Consider the following 15337-nt stretch of genomic DNA (forward strand, 5'->3'; position numbering starts at 1 on the left):
GAATGATGTTAGAAAGAATGTCGTTTTTTGCGAAATTATGTAAAGTTGATGAAAATCCGGAACTAGGGATGTGGTTGCTGTATGGCATCATTATTATATTAAGTGCACTTGTGTATAATTTAGGTTTTGCAAGAAAACTATCAATAATAAAAAATATAGTGATATATATATCGTTAGCGATTGGATGTACAGTTTTAACTTTCTTTGCAGTTTTTTTACCTGTTGGAGAGGGCCTTGTTGTAGCGGCAATTGTACTTGGGATTTATAGGTTGCGTTTACGTCAAGCGAGACAACAAAAAGCAGGGTGAGGGGGCAAATTTTTATGCGTTCAGTACAAGATGCGTTATATAATTGGTTAACAATTAAAACAGTTGCCGAAGCACGTCCAGATGATCGTGCTGCACAAGAAACGTATTTGTTATTTGAAAATATGATATATGAAGAACATAAATTAAAGAATGTGGAAGTTAAAAAGAATGAAGAAATGTATTTGATTACATATGAAATGAATGGAGAAAGAAAATCTGCAAGGTTTCCGTTAGAAGCTATTGATTGTTTTTTGGATCAAATGAATCGTGAACCTGAAAAATATAAATAAGTCCTTATCTATATGATTAAGGACTTATTTACATTTTACCAATCGTCTTCGACTTTTTTATCACGGTATAATCGGAAATTACCACTTGCATGACGTTCCATCGTACGTTCTGCAATTCGTTCCGAACATTCCATGCACATATATGTATGAATAGGGCGGTTACGTAGTTTTTTTGCCATAGGATTTTCATCATCTAACATATCTTTTTTATCACAAATCATACACTTGACTCTCATTTCGTCACCTCAATACGAATTCTATCAGTATAAGTATATCATGGAAGTGTAATATTTTTGAATAATAGCGGGAAAAAATAATATTTTCGCAATTCAAAAAATAAGTTATGATAAGGATATAGTAAGTATATTTGGAGGTGGAAATATGGCGAATGTAGTAGATCCTACATTAACAGATGATTTAGTACAAACGTTACGTAAAGAATGTATTGTTATGGTAGCAACAACAGACTTCGAAAAACAAGTTCCTAACGTAAGTGCTATTTCTTGGGTGTATGCAGTGAGTAAAACTAGTATTCGATTTGCAGTAGATCAACGTTCACGTATTGTGGAAAATATACGGCATAGTACTGGGCTAGTATTGACTATAATGGCGAATGAATCCGTATTTTCCATAAGTGGTGCAGGTGAAATTTTGACTGATAGAATGGAAGGCATTCCTCTAAAATTAACTGTAATAGAAGTAAATGTACAAGAAGTACGTGATGTTATGTTTTATGGAGCGAAGCTTGCAACTGAGCCAACCTATGAAAAAACATATGATATTCGCGCAGCGAAAAAGCTGGATAACCAAGTGTTAGTAGGAATAAAAGAATTATAAATGTGATAAATAAGAAAATAAGTTATTAACTTTTGTAATCAGTTATTGTGATTTTATGTTAATAATTATAATTAAAAGTAATATATTGAATAGAAATGAATAAAAAATAAATAAAAGGTTTCATGGTTATGAATTTCGATTCTACCTCGTTTATACGGTACATATAATTATAACAATGGTTCGTCCATATTTTATGGATGAAACCCTTGTTCTACAAATTTAAAAGTGGAGTCAGGGGGTAACAGGTTGGATAAAATTTATGTGTTAGATACGAATGTACTTTTGCAGGATCCTTTATCTATTTTTTCATTTGAAACAAATGAAGTAGTGATTCCAGCAGTTGTATTAGAAGAGGTTGATTCGAAAAAACGTTATATGGATGAAGTAGGACGAAACGCTCGTTATGTATCTAAGTTAATAGACAAATTTCGTGAAATAGGAAAGCTGCATGAAAGTATTCCGTTAGAAAACGGCGGTACATTTCGTATTGAATTAAATCATCGTTCATTTGTTCAACTACAAGATATTTTTGTAGAAAAAACAAATGATAATCGAATTTTAGCTGTAGCAAAAAATCTATCTTTAGAAGAACAAGAAAAAGAGGACGGGAAGTCTGTTATTTTAGTAAGTAAAGACGTGCTCGTAAGGGTAAAAGCTGATGCAATTGGTTTGAAGGCGGAAGATTATTTAAGTGATCGTGTAATTGAAGTAGATAATATATATTCAGGATTTTTAGAAGGGTATATATCAAAAGAGCAATTAGATTATTTTTATGAAAAAGGTGAATTGCCTTTATCCGAAATTGCAAATCACCCTTTTTATCCAAATCAGTTTGTAGTAATGAAAGATGCATTAGGGGGATCTAGTTCAGCACTTGGCATTGTGGATCATTTAGGTAAGAAGGTAAAGAAACTTATTTTTCACAATGAACAAGTATGGGGGATACGACCACGAAATGTGCAGCAAATTATGGGGTTAGAATTGTTGCTTCGTGAAGATATTCCGCTAGTAACGTTAACGGGGAAAGCTGGTACAGGAAAAACATTACTCGCGTTGGCTTCAGGACTCATGCAAACGGAAGATTTAGGACTATATAAAAAACTACTCGTTGCAAGGCCAATTGTTCCAGTCGGAAAAGATATCGGTTATTTACCAGGAGAAAAAGAAGAAAAGTTAAGACCATGGATGCAACCGATTTTTGATAATCTAGAGTACTTATTTAATACGAAAAAGCCAGGAGAGTTAGATGCTATTTTAGCTGGAATGGGTTCGATTGAAGTAGAGGCCCTTACCTATATACGTGGGAGAAGTATTCCAGATCAGTTCATTATAATTGATGAAGCACAAAATTTAACGAAGCATGAAGTGAAAACGATATTAACAAGGGTAGGAGAAAAAAGTAAAATTGTATTAATGGGAGATCCTCAGCAAATTGATCACCCGTATTTGGATGAATATAATAATGGTTTAACATATGTTGTAGAGAAGTTTAAAGAGCAACGTATTAGTGGTCATGTAAAGTTTGTTAAAGGGGAGCGGTCTAATTTAGCTCAACTTGCAGCGGATTTATTATAAAAGGAGTGAGCTGAGGCTCACTCCTTTTTCTTCCAAGTATACACTTTAAATAATTGTAAATTTACGGATGTTACGGATTGGATTTTGTCTATTAGATCCATCATTGTAATATAGATGAACAGGTCCATCCTCTTTTAATGGCTTTCCTTCTTTTGAAAAACCAAGAATAGCATTTTCTACAGTTTCTAATGGAAGTATTATTGTTTGATCTACTGTTTCAATTTCGACTTGCGTAGCGTCCTCTGAAATTTCGGCGTTAGCAAGAAATGGATGAAATGGTATACCGAACGTTCCGGTAATTAGTTGTTCTTTTTTATATTTCTTTACACTTTGTTGTATCGGTGGAAACGCAGCACCATCACGGATTTCGCGATCCCAATGCTCTGAAGTGTTTTTTAAATAAGCTTCTAGTTCTGAAGTGTTTTCTCTTGTTTCATCAAAGTAAGTTGTCAAATCTACTTTTCGATCATCAAAGATCCAAACAGTTGGATCGATAGTGATTGGAAAACGAACTTTTCCATTAATAAATAAAATTTCGCTCATTGTTGTTCCCCCATTTGTGTTATACTCCCACTTTTCAGTATAATAGCATTAGACACGGTTGTCACAAAAAATGTTTCTATTGCAATTTACTAAAACTATCGCTAATATTAATAGATAGGAGAGAGTAGGACGGAAACGGAGGGAATCAATTTGGCGTCTGAGACAGTATCAAATCATCAGGAAAAGGCACTAGCCCTTCTACAAGCGGATGCGGAGAAGATTTTAAGACTTATTAAGGTACAAATGGACAATCTTACAATGCCGCAATGTCCATTATATGAAGAAGTGTTAGACACACAAATGTTTGGACTATCCCGCGAGGTCGATTTTGCAGTTCGCCTTGGTCTTATTGCAGAAGAACAAGGGAAAGCAATGTTAGGAGAGCTTGAACGTGAGTTATCTGCACTTCATGAAGCATTTACAAACAAACAACAATAACGGGTTCAAATAGGGGGGCTCAAACTGAAATAGTTTGGGCTTTTTATTTGTATAATAAAGCAGGAAGAATCAATGTACATATGGAATACAACAATAATTAAATTGAAACAGAAAGAGGAAATGAAATGAAAAGAGTATGGAAATCAATGGATTATTCATTATTACTTCCTCTTGTTATATTATGTGTGTTGGGAGTTATAATGGTATATAGTTCTAGTTCCATTGTCGCGATTTCGTCGAAATATAACTGGCCAGCAGATCACTTTTTTAAAAAACAATTAGTTGCTCTTGCTATTGGAACGGTAATACTTGTGATTGCCGTTATAATCCCTTACAAATTGTGGAGGAAAAAAATAGTTCTTGCAGCGATGGGGTTAGGGAGTATTGGATTACTAACAGCAGCTTTCCTTTTCGGTAAGGTAATCAATGGTGCAAAAGGATGGATACTAGGTATACAACCAGCTGAGTTTGTAAAAATAGCAGTTATTATTACGTTAGCAAGTTTTTTTGCTAAGAAACAAGAGAGGCAAACCCCTTTTTTCCAAGGGATAATACCTCCCTTATTTGTTGTCGGTGGATCGATGGTGTTAATTTTATTACAAAATGACTTAGGAACTGATATATTAATAGGTGGAACAGTGTTAATTATGTTCTTCTGTTCAGGAGTTAATGTTAACTTGTGGATAAAAAGATTTTTATTAACATCTGTCGTGTGGATACCGGCGTTGTATTTTATTGGGGACTATAAATTAAGTAAATACCAAAAAGCTCGATTTTCAGTTTTTCTTGATCCATTTAGTGATCCTCAAAATGATGGATTTCAATTAGTTAATTCCTTTATTGGAATAGCTTCAGGTGGGTTAAATGGTAGAGGACTAGGAAATAGTATACAAAAGTATGGCTACTTACCAGAGCCGCAAACGGATTTTATTATGGCGATTATATCTGAAGAACTAGGTTTTATAGGTGTAGCTATCATTTTAATCTGTTTACTACTTATTATCATTCGTTCGTTTAGAGTAGCACAGAAGTGTAAAGATCCATTTGGAAGTTTAATTGCAATCGGAATTGCAAGTTTAATTGGGATACAAACTTTTGTTAATGTTGGTGGTATGTCTGGATTAATACCACTTACAGGAGTACCTTTACCGTTTATTAGTTATGGTGGTAGTTCTTTATTGGCTAATCTAATTGCGATGGGTATATTATTAAATGTTGCTAGTCACGTAAAACGACAAGAGAAACAACAAAATGAGATAATGAAAGAAAGTGAGCAAGATGGACCGCGTCTTGTTGTAGTAAAATAAAAAACACATTGTGCTTTAGAGCGCGATGTGTTTTTTTATGTGCAAGAAACATTAAATAGGATGCATTAATTGGTATATACACTAAAAAATATATCACATTAAATCAAATGTGATATACAATTAAGTTGTTAGAAAAGGAAGAGGTATGCTATACTATTTTTGTGAAACAAATTGATCAGAAAACTTATCATTTGTTAAAAAATAAGGTATGATGGATAAAAATAAAGTGAAGCTTTCTAAGTATAATATAATGTAGAAAGTGAAGAACTTCACGCTCTTTAGGGTGTGTATATATTTTATCTCTAGAGTGGTAGGAAAGTAGAGGGGGAAAATCATGACAAAGCTGCAACGTATTCAAAAAGTATTGGTAGCTAACCGTGGAGAGATTGCAATTCGTGTGTTTCGAGCTTGTTCGGAACTTGGATTAAAAACAGTTGCAATCTATTCTAAAGAGGATAGTGGTTCTTATCATCGTTATAAAGCCGATGAGTCCTATTTAGTTGGGGAAGGGAAAAAGCCAATTGATGCTTATCTAGATATTGAGGGCATTATTGAGATTGCGAAAAGTAATCATGTAGATGCAATCCACCCTGGATATGGTTTCTTGTCAGAAAATATTCAATTCGCAAAACGTTGTGAAGAAGAAGGGATTATCTTTATTGGTCCAAAGAGTAAGCATTTAGATATGTTTGGAGATAAAGTGAAAGCAAGAACACAAGCGCAGCTAGCACAAATTCCAGTTATTCCTGGTAGTGATGGGCCGGTAAATTCAGTAGAAGAAGTTGGAGAATTTGCTGAAAAGTATGATTACCCGATTATTATTAAAGCTTCCCTTGGCGGTGGCGGTCGTGGTATGCGTATTGTACGTAGTAGTGAAGAATTAAGAGAATCGTATAATCGAGCGAAGTCAGAAGCGAAAGCAGCCTTTGGTAATGATGAAGTATACGTTGAAAAATTCGTTGAAAAACCTAAACATATAGAAGTTCAAATTTTAGCAGATGAAGAGGGCAATGTTATTCATTTATACGAGCGTGACTGTTCTGTACAACGTCGTCACCAAAAAGTGGTAGAAATCGCACCTAGTGTGTCGCTTTCAGATGATTTGCGTCAGCGTATTTGTGATGCTGCTGTGAAATTAACGAAAAATGTAAATTATTTAAACGCAGGAACAGTAGAATTTCTTGTAAAAGGTGATGAGTTTTACTTTATTGAAGTAAATCCGCGTGTTCAAGTTGAACATACAATTACAGAAATGATCACAGGGGTAGATATCGTTCAATCGCAAATTTTAATAGCTGATGGACATGCATTACATAGTAAAATGGTAGGTGTTCCGAAGCAAGAGGAAGTAGTTGTTCATGGATTTGCGATCCAATCTCGTGTAACGACTGAGGACCCACTAAATAATTTCATGCCGGATACAGGGAAAATTATGGCATACCGATCAGGCGGTGGTTTCGGTGTTCGTCTTGATACAGGTAATAGTTTCCAAGGTGCTGTTATTACACCGTACTATGATTCTTTACTTGTAAAAGTTACAACATGGGCACTTACTTTTGAACAAGCTGCTGCGAAAATGGAACGTAACTTAAAAGAATTCCGTATTCGTGGTATTAAAACAAATATTCCATTCCTAGAGAATGTAGTAAAACATAAAAACTTCTTATCAGGAGAATATGACACTTCATTTATTGATGCGTCACCTGAACTATTCCTGTTCCCGAAACGTAAAGACCGCGGAACAAAAATGTTAAATTACATTGGGTCAGTAACAGTAAATGGCTTCCCAGGAGTAGGGAAAAAAGAGAAACCAATTTTCCCGGATGCTCGTATACCGAATGTATTACACTCAGAGCCGGTTCAAAATGGAACAAAACAAATTTTGGATGAGCGTGGAGCGGACGGATTAGTAAAATGGGTACAAGATCAAAAGCGTGTACTTTTAACGGATACAACATTCCGTGATGCGCATCAGTCATTACTGGCGACGCGTATTCGTACAAAAGATTTACATCAAATTGCAGAGCCGACAGCGAGAATGTTACCGAACCTATTCTCAGCGGAAATGTGGGGTGGTGCAACGTTTGATGTTGCATATCGTTTCTTAAAGGAAGATCCATGGGAACGATTACTAGATCTTCGTGAAAAAATGCCAAACGTTTTATTCCAAATGTTACTTCGCTCTTCAAACGCAGTTGGTTACAAAAACTATCCGGATAATTTAATTCAAAAATTTGTGGAATGTTCTGCTCAAGCTGGAATTGATGTGTTCCGTATTTTTGATAGCTTAAACTGGGTAGAAGGTATGAGAGTTGCGATTGATGCTGTACGAGATACTGGTAAAATTGCAGAAGCAACAATGTGCTACACAGGAGATATTCATGATCCGTTACGTAGTAAATATGATTTAAATTACTATAAAAACTTAGCAAAAGAGTTAGAAGCATCAGGAGCACATATATTAGGAATTAAAGATATGGCAGGCTTATTAAAACCTAATGCGGCATATGATTTAGTTTCTGCATTAAAAGAGACGGTATCGATTCCGATTCACTTGCATACACACGATACGAGTGGAAATGGTATATTAACGTATACAAAGGCAATTGAAGCAGGTGTTGACATTGTCGATGTAGCAGTAAGTTCTATGGCTGGTCAAACGTCACAACCAAGTGCGAACACGCTATACTATGCATTAGGTGGAAACGAAAGACAGCCAGACGTTAATATAGATTCATTAGAAAAACTATCTCATTATTGGGAAGATGTACGTAAATACTACGCACCGTTTGAAAGTGGTATGAATGCACCTCATACAGAGGTATATATGCACGAAATGCCAGGCGGACAGTATAGTAATCTACAACAACAAGCGAAAGCGGTTGGTTTAGGAGATCGCTTCGATGAAGTGAAAGTAATGTACCGCCGTGTGAATGACATGTTTGGCGATATTGTTAAAGTAACGCCATCATCTAAAGTTGTCGGTGATATGGCATTATTTATGGTTCAAAATCACTTAACAGAACAAGATGTTTTAGAGCGTGGGCATTCTATGGACTTCCCAGGATCTGTTGTTGAAATGTTCTCAGGAGATTTAGGACAGCCATATGGTGGTTTCCCGAAAAAGTTGCAAGAAATTATTTTAAAAGGGAAAGAGCCATTAACAGTAAGACCGGGTGAATTATTAGAGCCAGTAGATTTCGACGCGTTAAAAGAAGAGCTATTCCATAAGCTTGGACGCGAAGTGACGATTTTTGATGTAGTTGCATATGCATTATATCCAAAAGTATTTATGGATTACGAAAAAGTTGCTGAGCTTTATGGAAGTGTATCTGTGCTTGATACACCGACATTCTTCTATGGTATGAGACTTGGTGAAGAAATCAATGTGGAAATCGAACAAGGTAAAACATTGATGGTTAAACTAGTATCAATCGGAGAGCCTCAGCCAGATGGAAATCGTGTTCTTTACTTGGAGTTTAACGGTCAACCACGTGAGATAGTTGTGAAAGACGAAAGTGTGAAAGCAACAGTGGCACAACGTGTGAAAGGAAACCGTGAAAACCCAAACCACATTAGTGCAACAATGCCAGGAACGGTTATTAAAGTAGTTGTTAAAGAAGGCGATGAAGTGAAAAAAGGCGATTCTATGGCAATTACAGAAGCGATGAAAATGGAAACGACAGTTCAAGCGCCGTTCAATGGTAAAGTGAAAAAAGTATATGTTAACGATGGAGATGCAATTCAAACGGGTGACTTACTGATTGAATTAGATCACTAAAAAAGAAAAAGAGCTGTGTAAATGCAGCTCTTTTTCTTTATCCCGCTATTCGCCGGGCAGTAAGACACCCGCCTCAAAATTCAGCGAAAACAAAGAAGTTAGATGGGGGATCAACTGCCCATAAAAGCCTGATTGGTGCGGGCTAATAATCAGTGGGGGATGAAGACCCCCACTGATTAAAGTTTCACTTTATTGCAAAAAATACCTTGCCAATTCAGCAAGGTATTTTAATTTAAATTTATTTTGTTTGTTTAGAAGTTGATTCAGCTTCTTTTGCATTCACTTTACTTCGTGTACCTAACATAACTAAATAGCATAGTACAGCAAACAAGCAAGAAATGAATAGTGAATGTAATAATGCCATTACTAAATTAGCATTTGTAAATACGACTAAAATTCCTACGATAGCTTGAAGTGTAACAAGGATAAATGAAATGATCCATCCCCAGTATACGACAGGCTGCTGCTTGTAATGGCGAATAGCGAGAATCATCGCGTATAGTATCCAAGCGAAAATTAACATCGCTGCAACTCTATGTCCCATTTGAACCCATTCATGTAGTTGAGTTGGCATAGGTCTATTTTTGCTACATAAAGGAAAGTCTGGACAGGCTAAGCTAGCTCGTTCGTGACGTACTAAAGCACCTGTGTAGACGACAATATAACTGTAAATTGTTACACCATAAATATGAAATTTCATTTTTTTGTCCATAATAAGTGAACGTGCATCAAATTTCTGATCAATTTCAAAGATAAGACACGTTAATAAAATGACAGAAGCAAATGAAATTAAGGAAATACCGAAATGGATAGCAAGTACAGCTGGCATTTGTCCCCAAACAACTGCTGCCGCTCCCATTAATGCTTGCGCAACTAAAAATACGAAGGATAAAATTGCTAACGTTTTTGTTTCGCGCACATGTTTATAATATTTCCAGGACAAAATACAAAGGAGAGTGACAAGAATTCCTGCTGATCCTGATGTAAGGCGGTGACTTAGTTCAATAATAGTTTCCATTGATAAATTAGATGGAACAAATTCACCGTTACAAAGTGGCCATGATTTACCGCACCCTTGGCCAGAACCTGTTTTTGTAACTAAGGCGCCTCCTAGTAAAACTATTAATAAATCAAGACTCGTAATGACTGCTAACCATTTAATAAAGCGTTGCAATCTATTTCACCATCTTTCTGCTATGAAGTTATTGCGAAATATTTTCATTCCATTATGTATAGAATAAAAAGCGCTAGTTCCTATGATATATAAAAAATAATAAAATAGCAAAGAAATGGCGGGGGCAGACAGGGGAGAGAAAATGGGTGTGGAAATAGGATATATAAGGGAATTTTTAGGTGGAAAACAGGCTATTTTGAAAAGATATGGGGAGAATACGTGTTAAATATGACAAAAAAGTTTATTATAGAAGGTAACATCATGTTATGATAAGGACAAGTAAGAATTAAGTTTTTATATTCGACACAAAAAGTTCATGTTTTCTTCACAAAATGTTCGGGAAATATGATTTAATATATTGGAGTATGGGCGTAGATTAGTAGTAGAATGGATTAACAATATTTCTACTGTAATAATATTGCTATATAGAAGCGAAATATTTCATTCGAAATAGGCGCAAAAAGAAAGATGAAAGTTTTAAGAGGGGGTTAAAGTGATGAGCCATGCAACAAGTGAGCTGCATGATGAGTCAGCTGTTACAAGTGTACCGGAAACAACTCGGCTACAAGATTTATCAGCGCTCGTTAAAATGGGGATTGTAAACTCAAATACACTTACTGTATTTACAGGATTTTGGTTGGCATTACATTTTAATGGATTAAGTGTGATGGACAATCTGGATAAGTTATTCTTTACAATCGTTGGTTCTGGATTAATTATGGCAGGGGTATGTTGTTTAAATAACTACATTGATCGAGACATCGACCCGTTAATGGAAAGAACAAAAACCCGTCCAACAGTTACTGGGAAGTATAAACCGGGATTTGCACTTACATTTGGACTAGTTATATTACTTCTTGGATTTGTATTTTTATTATTAACAACACCAATGGCAGTATTAATGGGATTTATTGGTGCTTTCACATATGTTGTCTTATATACGTTATGGACAAAGAGAAAGTATACACTAAATACTGTTGTAGGTAGTATATCTGGAGCAGTTCCACCTTTAATTGGATGGGCAGCAATCGATCCATCTTTAGGCCATCCAATTGCTTGGATGTTATTTTTAATTATGTTTATTTGGCAAATCCCACATTTCCTCGCATTAGCGATGAAACGTGTTGATGAATATCGAAATGCAGGAATTCCAATGCTTCCTGTAGTTCATGGATTTGAAATTACGAAACGCCAAATTATGATTTGGACAGTATGTTTATTACCACTACCATTTTATATGAGTGGACTAGGGATAACATTTATGGTAATTGCAACATTGTTAAACATCGGATGGATCGTTTTAGGATTTTATGGCTTCCGTAAGCAAGATGACATCAAATGGTCCGTACAAATGTTTGTTTATTCCCTAAATTATTTAACAATCTTATTTGTATCAATGATTGTAGTTACATTCTTCTAAGACAACGACATAATTGGATTTCTTTACGTTGAGATTTACTTTACTTAACTATAAAGTACAATCTAATTCACAAGGAAAGTGGGGGTTGTTTGTATGAAGAAACAGTGGCGACTGCTTTCGTTCGTTTCACTGCTGGCTTTACTGTTAGGGGGATGCGGTAAAGCCTTTCAATCTACTTTAATTCCGCAAGGAGAAGTAGCAAAAATGCAATATGATTTGCTCTTACTAGCAACTGCGATTATGGTAGGAGTAGTACTAGTAGTTACTATTATTTTCTTATATGTAATTGTGCGTTTCCGACAAAAGAAAGGTCAGGAAGATTATATTCCAGAGCAAGTTGAAGGGAATCACAAACTAGAAATTATTTGGACAGTTATTCCGATTATTCTTTTGTTAATCTTAGCTGTTCCGACGGTTACATATACATTCAAACTTGCTGATGTAAGTGCGATGGAGAAAAAGAATATTGATAAAGATACTATCGTTGTTGATGTAACAGCGAATCTTTATTGGTGGGAATTTTCTTATAAATCAGAAAAAATAGTGACTTCTCAAGATTTAGTCATCCCCACAGGTAAGAAAGTGTATTTGAATTTGAAGGGTGCCGATATTAAACATTCGTTTTGGGTTCCATCTTTAGCTGGGAAAATGGATACAAATACAGACAATGTGAACAAAATGTGGTTAAAGGCAGATAAATCGGGCACTTATAATGGTTTTTGTACAGAATTTTGCGGCCCATCACATTCTTTAATGCAATTCAAAGTGAAAGCTTTAGATGAAAGCGAGTACAAAAAGTGGCTTGCTGATATGAAGAAGATTGATGGGAAGAAAGAAGTAGCTTCAACAAAGGCGCAAGAGGGCCAAGAAATATTTAATAAAAGCTGTATTGGTTGTCACGCAGTTGGATCTAATGATAGTAGACCACCTTCCGCTCGTATCGCACCAAACTTAGCAAACTTTGCGGATCGCGATATGGTTGCCGGTATTGCCGAAAACAATGAAGAAAACTTAAAAAAATGGCTGAAAGATCCTGAAAATATGAAACCAGGAAATAAAATGACTGGTAAATATGGCAACTTAACGGATGATCAAATTGATGCATTAAATGCATACTTACAAACGTTAAAAGTTGAAAAGTAAAGAGGGATTATTCGCGAAGGGGAGGTTGAAAACGTGAGTTCTGTAGCAAAAAAACAGGGGATGGGTGCTGTCATATGGGATTATTTAACGACAGTAGACCATAAAAAGATTGCCATTCTCTATTTAATTGCAGGTGGATTGTTTTTTATAATAGGCGGAATAGAAGCTCTATTTATTCGCCTTCAATTAGCGATTCCTAACAACGCTTTTCTTGTTGGGGATGCTTATAATCAAGTATTAACGATGCACGGTACAACAATGATTTTCCTCGCAGCTATGCCACTCGTGTTTGCATTTATGAACGCCGCTGTACCACTTCAAATTGGTGCACGTGATGTAGCGTTCCCGTTTTTGAATTCACTCGGATTTTGGTTATTTTTCTTTGGTGGAGTATTTTTAAATTTAAGTTGGTTTTTAGGTGGAGCACCTGATGCAGGCTGGACATCTTATGCATCTTTAGCTTTAGCCTCTAAAGGCCATGGTGTTGATTTTTATGTACTCGGCTTGCAAATTTCCGGTATTGGTACATTAATTGGAGGTATTAACTTCCTTGTAACCATTATTAATATGCGTGCGCCAGGAATGACGTATATGCGTATGCCGATGTTTACATGGACGACATTTGTAACATCTTCTCTAATATTATTCGCTTTTCCACCGTTAACTGTAGGATTAGGACTTTTAATGTTAGATCGTTTATTTGGAACAAGTTTCTTTAATCCAGCATTGGGCGGGAATACAATTATATGGGAGCATTTATTCTGGATTTTCGGTCATCCAGAAGTATACATTCTTATACTCCCAGCTTTCGGAATATTCTCAGAAATCTTCGCGACATTTTCGAAAAAACGATTATTTGGTTATTCGTCGATGGTGTTCGCGACAGTATTAATTGGATTCTTAGGATTTATGGTATGGGCGCATCATATGTTTACTGTTGGACTTGGTCCAGTTGCAAATGCTATTTTCTCAGTTGCAACAATGGCGATTGCAGTACCGACCGGTATTAAAATATTCAACTGGCTCTTTACGATGTGGGGAGGAAGTATTCGTTTTACGACACCGATGATGTGGGCAGTAGCTTTCATTCCATCATTCGTAATGGGTGGAGTTACAGGTGTTATGCTAGCATCTGCACCAGCGGATTATCAATTTCATGATAACTATTTCGTAGTAGCTCACTTTCATTATGTAATTGTCGGCGGTGTTGTATTTGGTTTACTTGCAGGAGCTCATTATTATTGGCCACTGATGTTTAATAAAGTATTGAATGAAACGTTAGGAAAGATAACATTTTGGCTATTCTTTATCGGTTTCCATTTAACGTTCTTCATACAGCATTTCCTTGGTTTAATTGGTATGCCACGTCGTTACTACACATATCTTGAAGGCCAAGGGCTGGAAATGGGGAATATGATTAGTTCTATTGGAGCGGTATTTATGGCTCTTGGAACGATTGTTCTTCTATTCAATGTAATTAAAACGACAGTTTCAAAAGAAAAGGCTGGTCGTGATCCATGGGATGCACGTACATTAGAATGGACAATGCCAGCACCAACACCAGAATATAACTTTAAACAATTACCATTTGTTCGCGGGTTAGATCCGTTTTGGATTGAAAAACGTGAAGGGAATAAAGAGATGACAGCGGCGGAACCAATTGGTGATATTCATATGCCAAATCCATCGTTTTCACCATTTATCATTTCTTTAGGATTGTTTATAGCGGCATTCGGTGCAATGTATATGCAGGGTGGAAAAGATAAGTTTTGGTTATTAGTAGCAATTATCGGTTTAATCATTACATTTGGTACAATGTTCCTACGTTCAGTAATCGATGATCATGGATATCATATTCATAAGGAAGATTTAGAAGATAAGGGGGGCAAGGCATAATGCATGTAGATGAAAAATTAACGAATGAAACATTTCCAGCAGAGCCTGAAAAAGCAACCCTTGAGGGAAAAAATAAGTTTGTCGGTTTTTGGTTATTTCTTGGAGGCGAAACAGTATTGTTCGCTTCCTTGTTTGGCACATATTTAGCGTTAAAGAATTCTACAAATGGTGGACCAACATCTCAAGAGATGTTCCAAATGCCACTCGTTTTCATTATGACGATGCTTTTATTAACGAGTAGCTTAACGAGCGTATATGCGATGTATCATATGAAAAACTTTAACTTTAAGAAAATGCAACTTTGGCTATTAGTAACAGTGTTGCTAGGTTTAGGGTTTTTAGCATTTGAGATATATGAGTTTTATCATTATACGCATGAATTTAAGCATACTATGAGAAGTAGTGCATTTGGTTCCGCGTTTTATGCTCTTGTTGGTACACATGGTCTCCACGTATTGTTTGGATTATGTTGGATTTTAACATTAATCTTTAGAAATGCGAAGAGAGGTCTAAATTTATACAATGCACCGAAGTTTTATGTTGCATCGATTTATTGGCACTTTATTGACGTAGTTTGGGTGTTTATTTTCACTGTAGTATATTTGATGGGAATGGTGGGATAAAC

At 35.8% G+C, this 15337-nt stretch carries 14 protein-coding genes; 11 read left to right on the forward strand and 3 right to left on the reverse strand.

Annotation, left to right across the window (positions count from 1 at the left end):
- The first annotated feature begins 5 nt into the window (after nt 1-5).
- The gene (locus RBB48_RS03665; RefSeq protein ID WP_000893656.1) at nt 6-308 is read left to right on the forward strand and encodes a YlaH-like family protein; all 303 of its coding nucleotides are present in this window, start codon (nt 6-8) and stop codon (nt 306-308) included.
- Nucleotides 309-322: 14 nt separating this feature from the next.
- Nucleotides 323-598: a hypothetical protein gene (locus tag RBB48_RS03670; protein ID WP_046956451.1), complete on the forward strand. Its 276-nt coding sequence runs from the start codon at nt 323-325 to the stop codon at nt 596-598.
- A gap of 35 nt (nt 599-633) precedes the next feature.
- On the opposite strand, the gene RBB48_RS03675 is transcribed toward RBB48_RS03670, so the two are convergent.
- Nucleotides 634-834, reverse strand: a complete 201-nt coding sequence (locus tag RBB48_RS03675) for a YlaI family protein (protein WP_001995040.1) — start codon at nt 832-834, stop codon at nt 634-636.
- A gap of 145 nt (nt 835-979) precedes the next feature.
- Between RBB48_RS03675 and RBB48_RS03680 the strand changes: the two genes are divergently transcribed.
- Nucleotides 980-1435 carry a PNPOx family protein gene (locus RBB48_RS03680; RefSeq protein WP_000024571.1) on the forward strand — a complete coding sequence of 152 codons (456 nt, stop codon included), beginning with the start codon at nt 980-982 and terminating at the stop codon, nt 1433-1435.
- Nucleotides 1436-1681: 246 nt separating this feature from the next.
- The gene (locus tag RBB48_RS03685; protein ID WP_000358079.1) at nt 1682-3010 is read left to right on the forward strand and encodes a PhoH family protein; all 1329 of its coding nucleotides are present in this window, start codon (nt 1682-1684) and stop codon (nt 3008-3010) included.
- Nucleotides 3011-3055: 45 nt separating this feature from the next.
- Here RBB48_RS03685 and RBB48_RS03690 read toward each other — a convergent pair whose 3' ends face one another.
- The gene (locus RBB48_RS03690; protein WP_088123318.1) at nt 3056-3553 is read right to left on the reverse strand and encodes a molybdopterin-binding protein; all 498 of its coding nucleotides are present in this window, start codon (nt 3551-3553) and stop codon (nt 3056-3058) included.
- Nucleotides 3554-3703: 150 nt separating this feature from the next.
- Between RBB48_RS03690 and RBB48_RS03695 the strand changes: the two genes are divergently transcribed.
- The 3 genes from RBB48_RS03695 to pyc all read left to right on the forward strand — a co-directional run bounded on the left by RBB48_RS03695 (nt 3704) and on the right by pyc (nt 9079).
- On the forward strand, nt 3704-3991 hold the full coding sequence (locus tag RBB48_RS03695) for an Fpa/YlaN family protein (RefSeq protein WP_000135698.1): 288 nt from the start codon (nt 3704-3706) through the stop codon (nt 3989-3991).
- A 125-nt stretch (nt 3992-4116) separates the two neighbouring features.
- Nucleotides 4117-5298 (forward strand): putative lipid II flippase FtsW, encoded by a 1182-nt coding sequence (gene ftsW / locus RBB48_RS03700; RefSeq protein WP_098649124.1) that lies wholly within the window; start codon nt 4117-4119, stop codon nt 5296-5298.
- A gap of 334 nt (nt 5299-5632) precedes the next feature.
- Nucleotides 5633-9079 (forward strand): pyruvate carboxylase, encoded by a 3447-nt coding sequence (pyc, locus tag RBB48_RS03705; protein WP_097889653.1) that lies wholly within the window; start codon nt 5633-5635, stop codon nt 9077-9079.
- A 238-nt stretch (nt 9080-9317) separates the two neighbouring features.
- Here pyc and ctaA read toward each other — a convergent pair whose 3' ends face one another.
- Nucleotides 9318-10253 (reverse strand): heme A synthase, encoded by a 936-nt coding sequence (gene ctaA / locus RBB48_RS03710; protein WP_001188735.1) that lies wholly within the window; start codon nt 10251-10253, stop codon nt 9318-9320.
- A gap of 496 nt (nt 10254-10749) precedes the next feature.
- Here ctaA and ctaB point away from each other — a divergent pair, with 496 nt between their 5' ends.
- The 4 genes from ctaB (at nt 10750) to ctaE (ending at nt 15335) form a co-directional block, all read left to right on the forward strand.
- The gene (gene ctaB / locus RBB48_RS03715; protein ID WP_000017546.1) at nt 10750-11673 is read left to right on the forward strand and encodes a protoheme IX farnesyltransferase; all 924 of its coding nucleotides are present in this window, start codon (nt 10750-10752) and stop codon (nt 11671-11673) included.
- Nucleotides 11674-11766: 93 nt separating this feature from the next.
- A complete protein-coding gene (gene coxB / locus RBB48_RS03720; RefSeq protein ID WP_000745278.1) occupies nt 11767-12816 on the forward strand; it encodes a cytochrome c oxidase subunit II in 1050 nt (349 codons plus the stop codon).
- 60 nt (nt 12817-12876) lie between these two features.
- Nucleotides 12877-14712, forward strand: coding sequence for a cytochrome c oxidase subunit I (ctaD, locus tag RBB48_RS03725; protein ID WP_170956742.1), 1836 nt, complete (start codon nt 12877-12879; stop codon nt 14710-14712).
- The gene (gene ctaE, locus RBB48_RS03730) at nt 14712-15335 is read left to right on the forward strand and encodes a cytochrome c oxidase subunit III (RefSeq protein WP_000557858.1); all 624 of its coding nucleotides are present in this window, start codon (nt 14712-14714) and stop codon (nt 15333-15335) included. Before ctaD ends, ctaE begins: the two co-directional genes overlap by 1 nt.
- The last annotated feature ends 2 nt before the right edge of the window (nt 15336-15337 follow it).

This window comes from Bacillus sp. MMSF_3353 (genome assembly GCF_030733445.1).
GTDB classification, from domain to species: domain Bacteria; phylum Bacillota; class Bacilli; order Bacillales; family Bacillaceae_G; genus Bacillus_A; species Bacillus_A wiedmannii.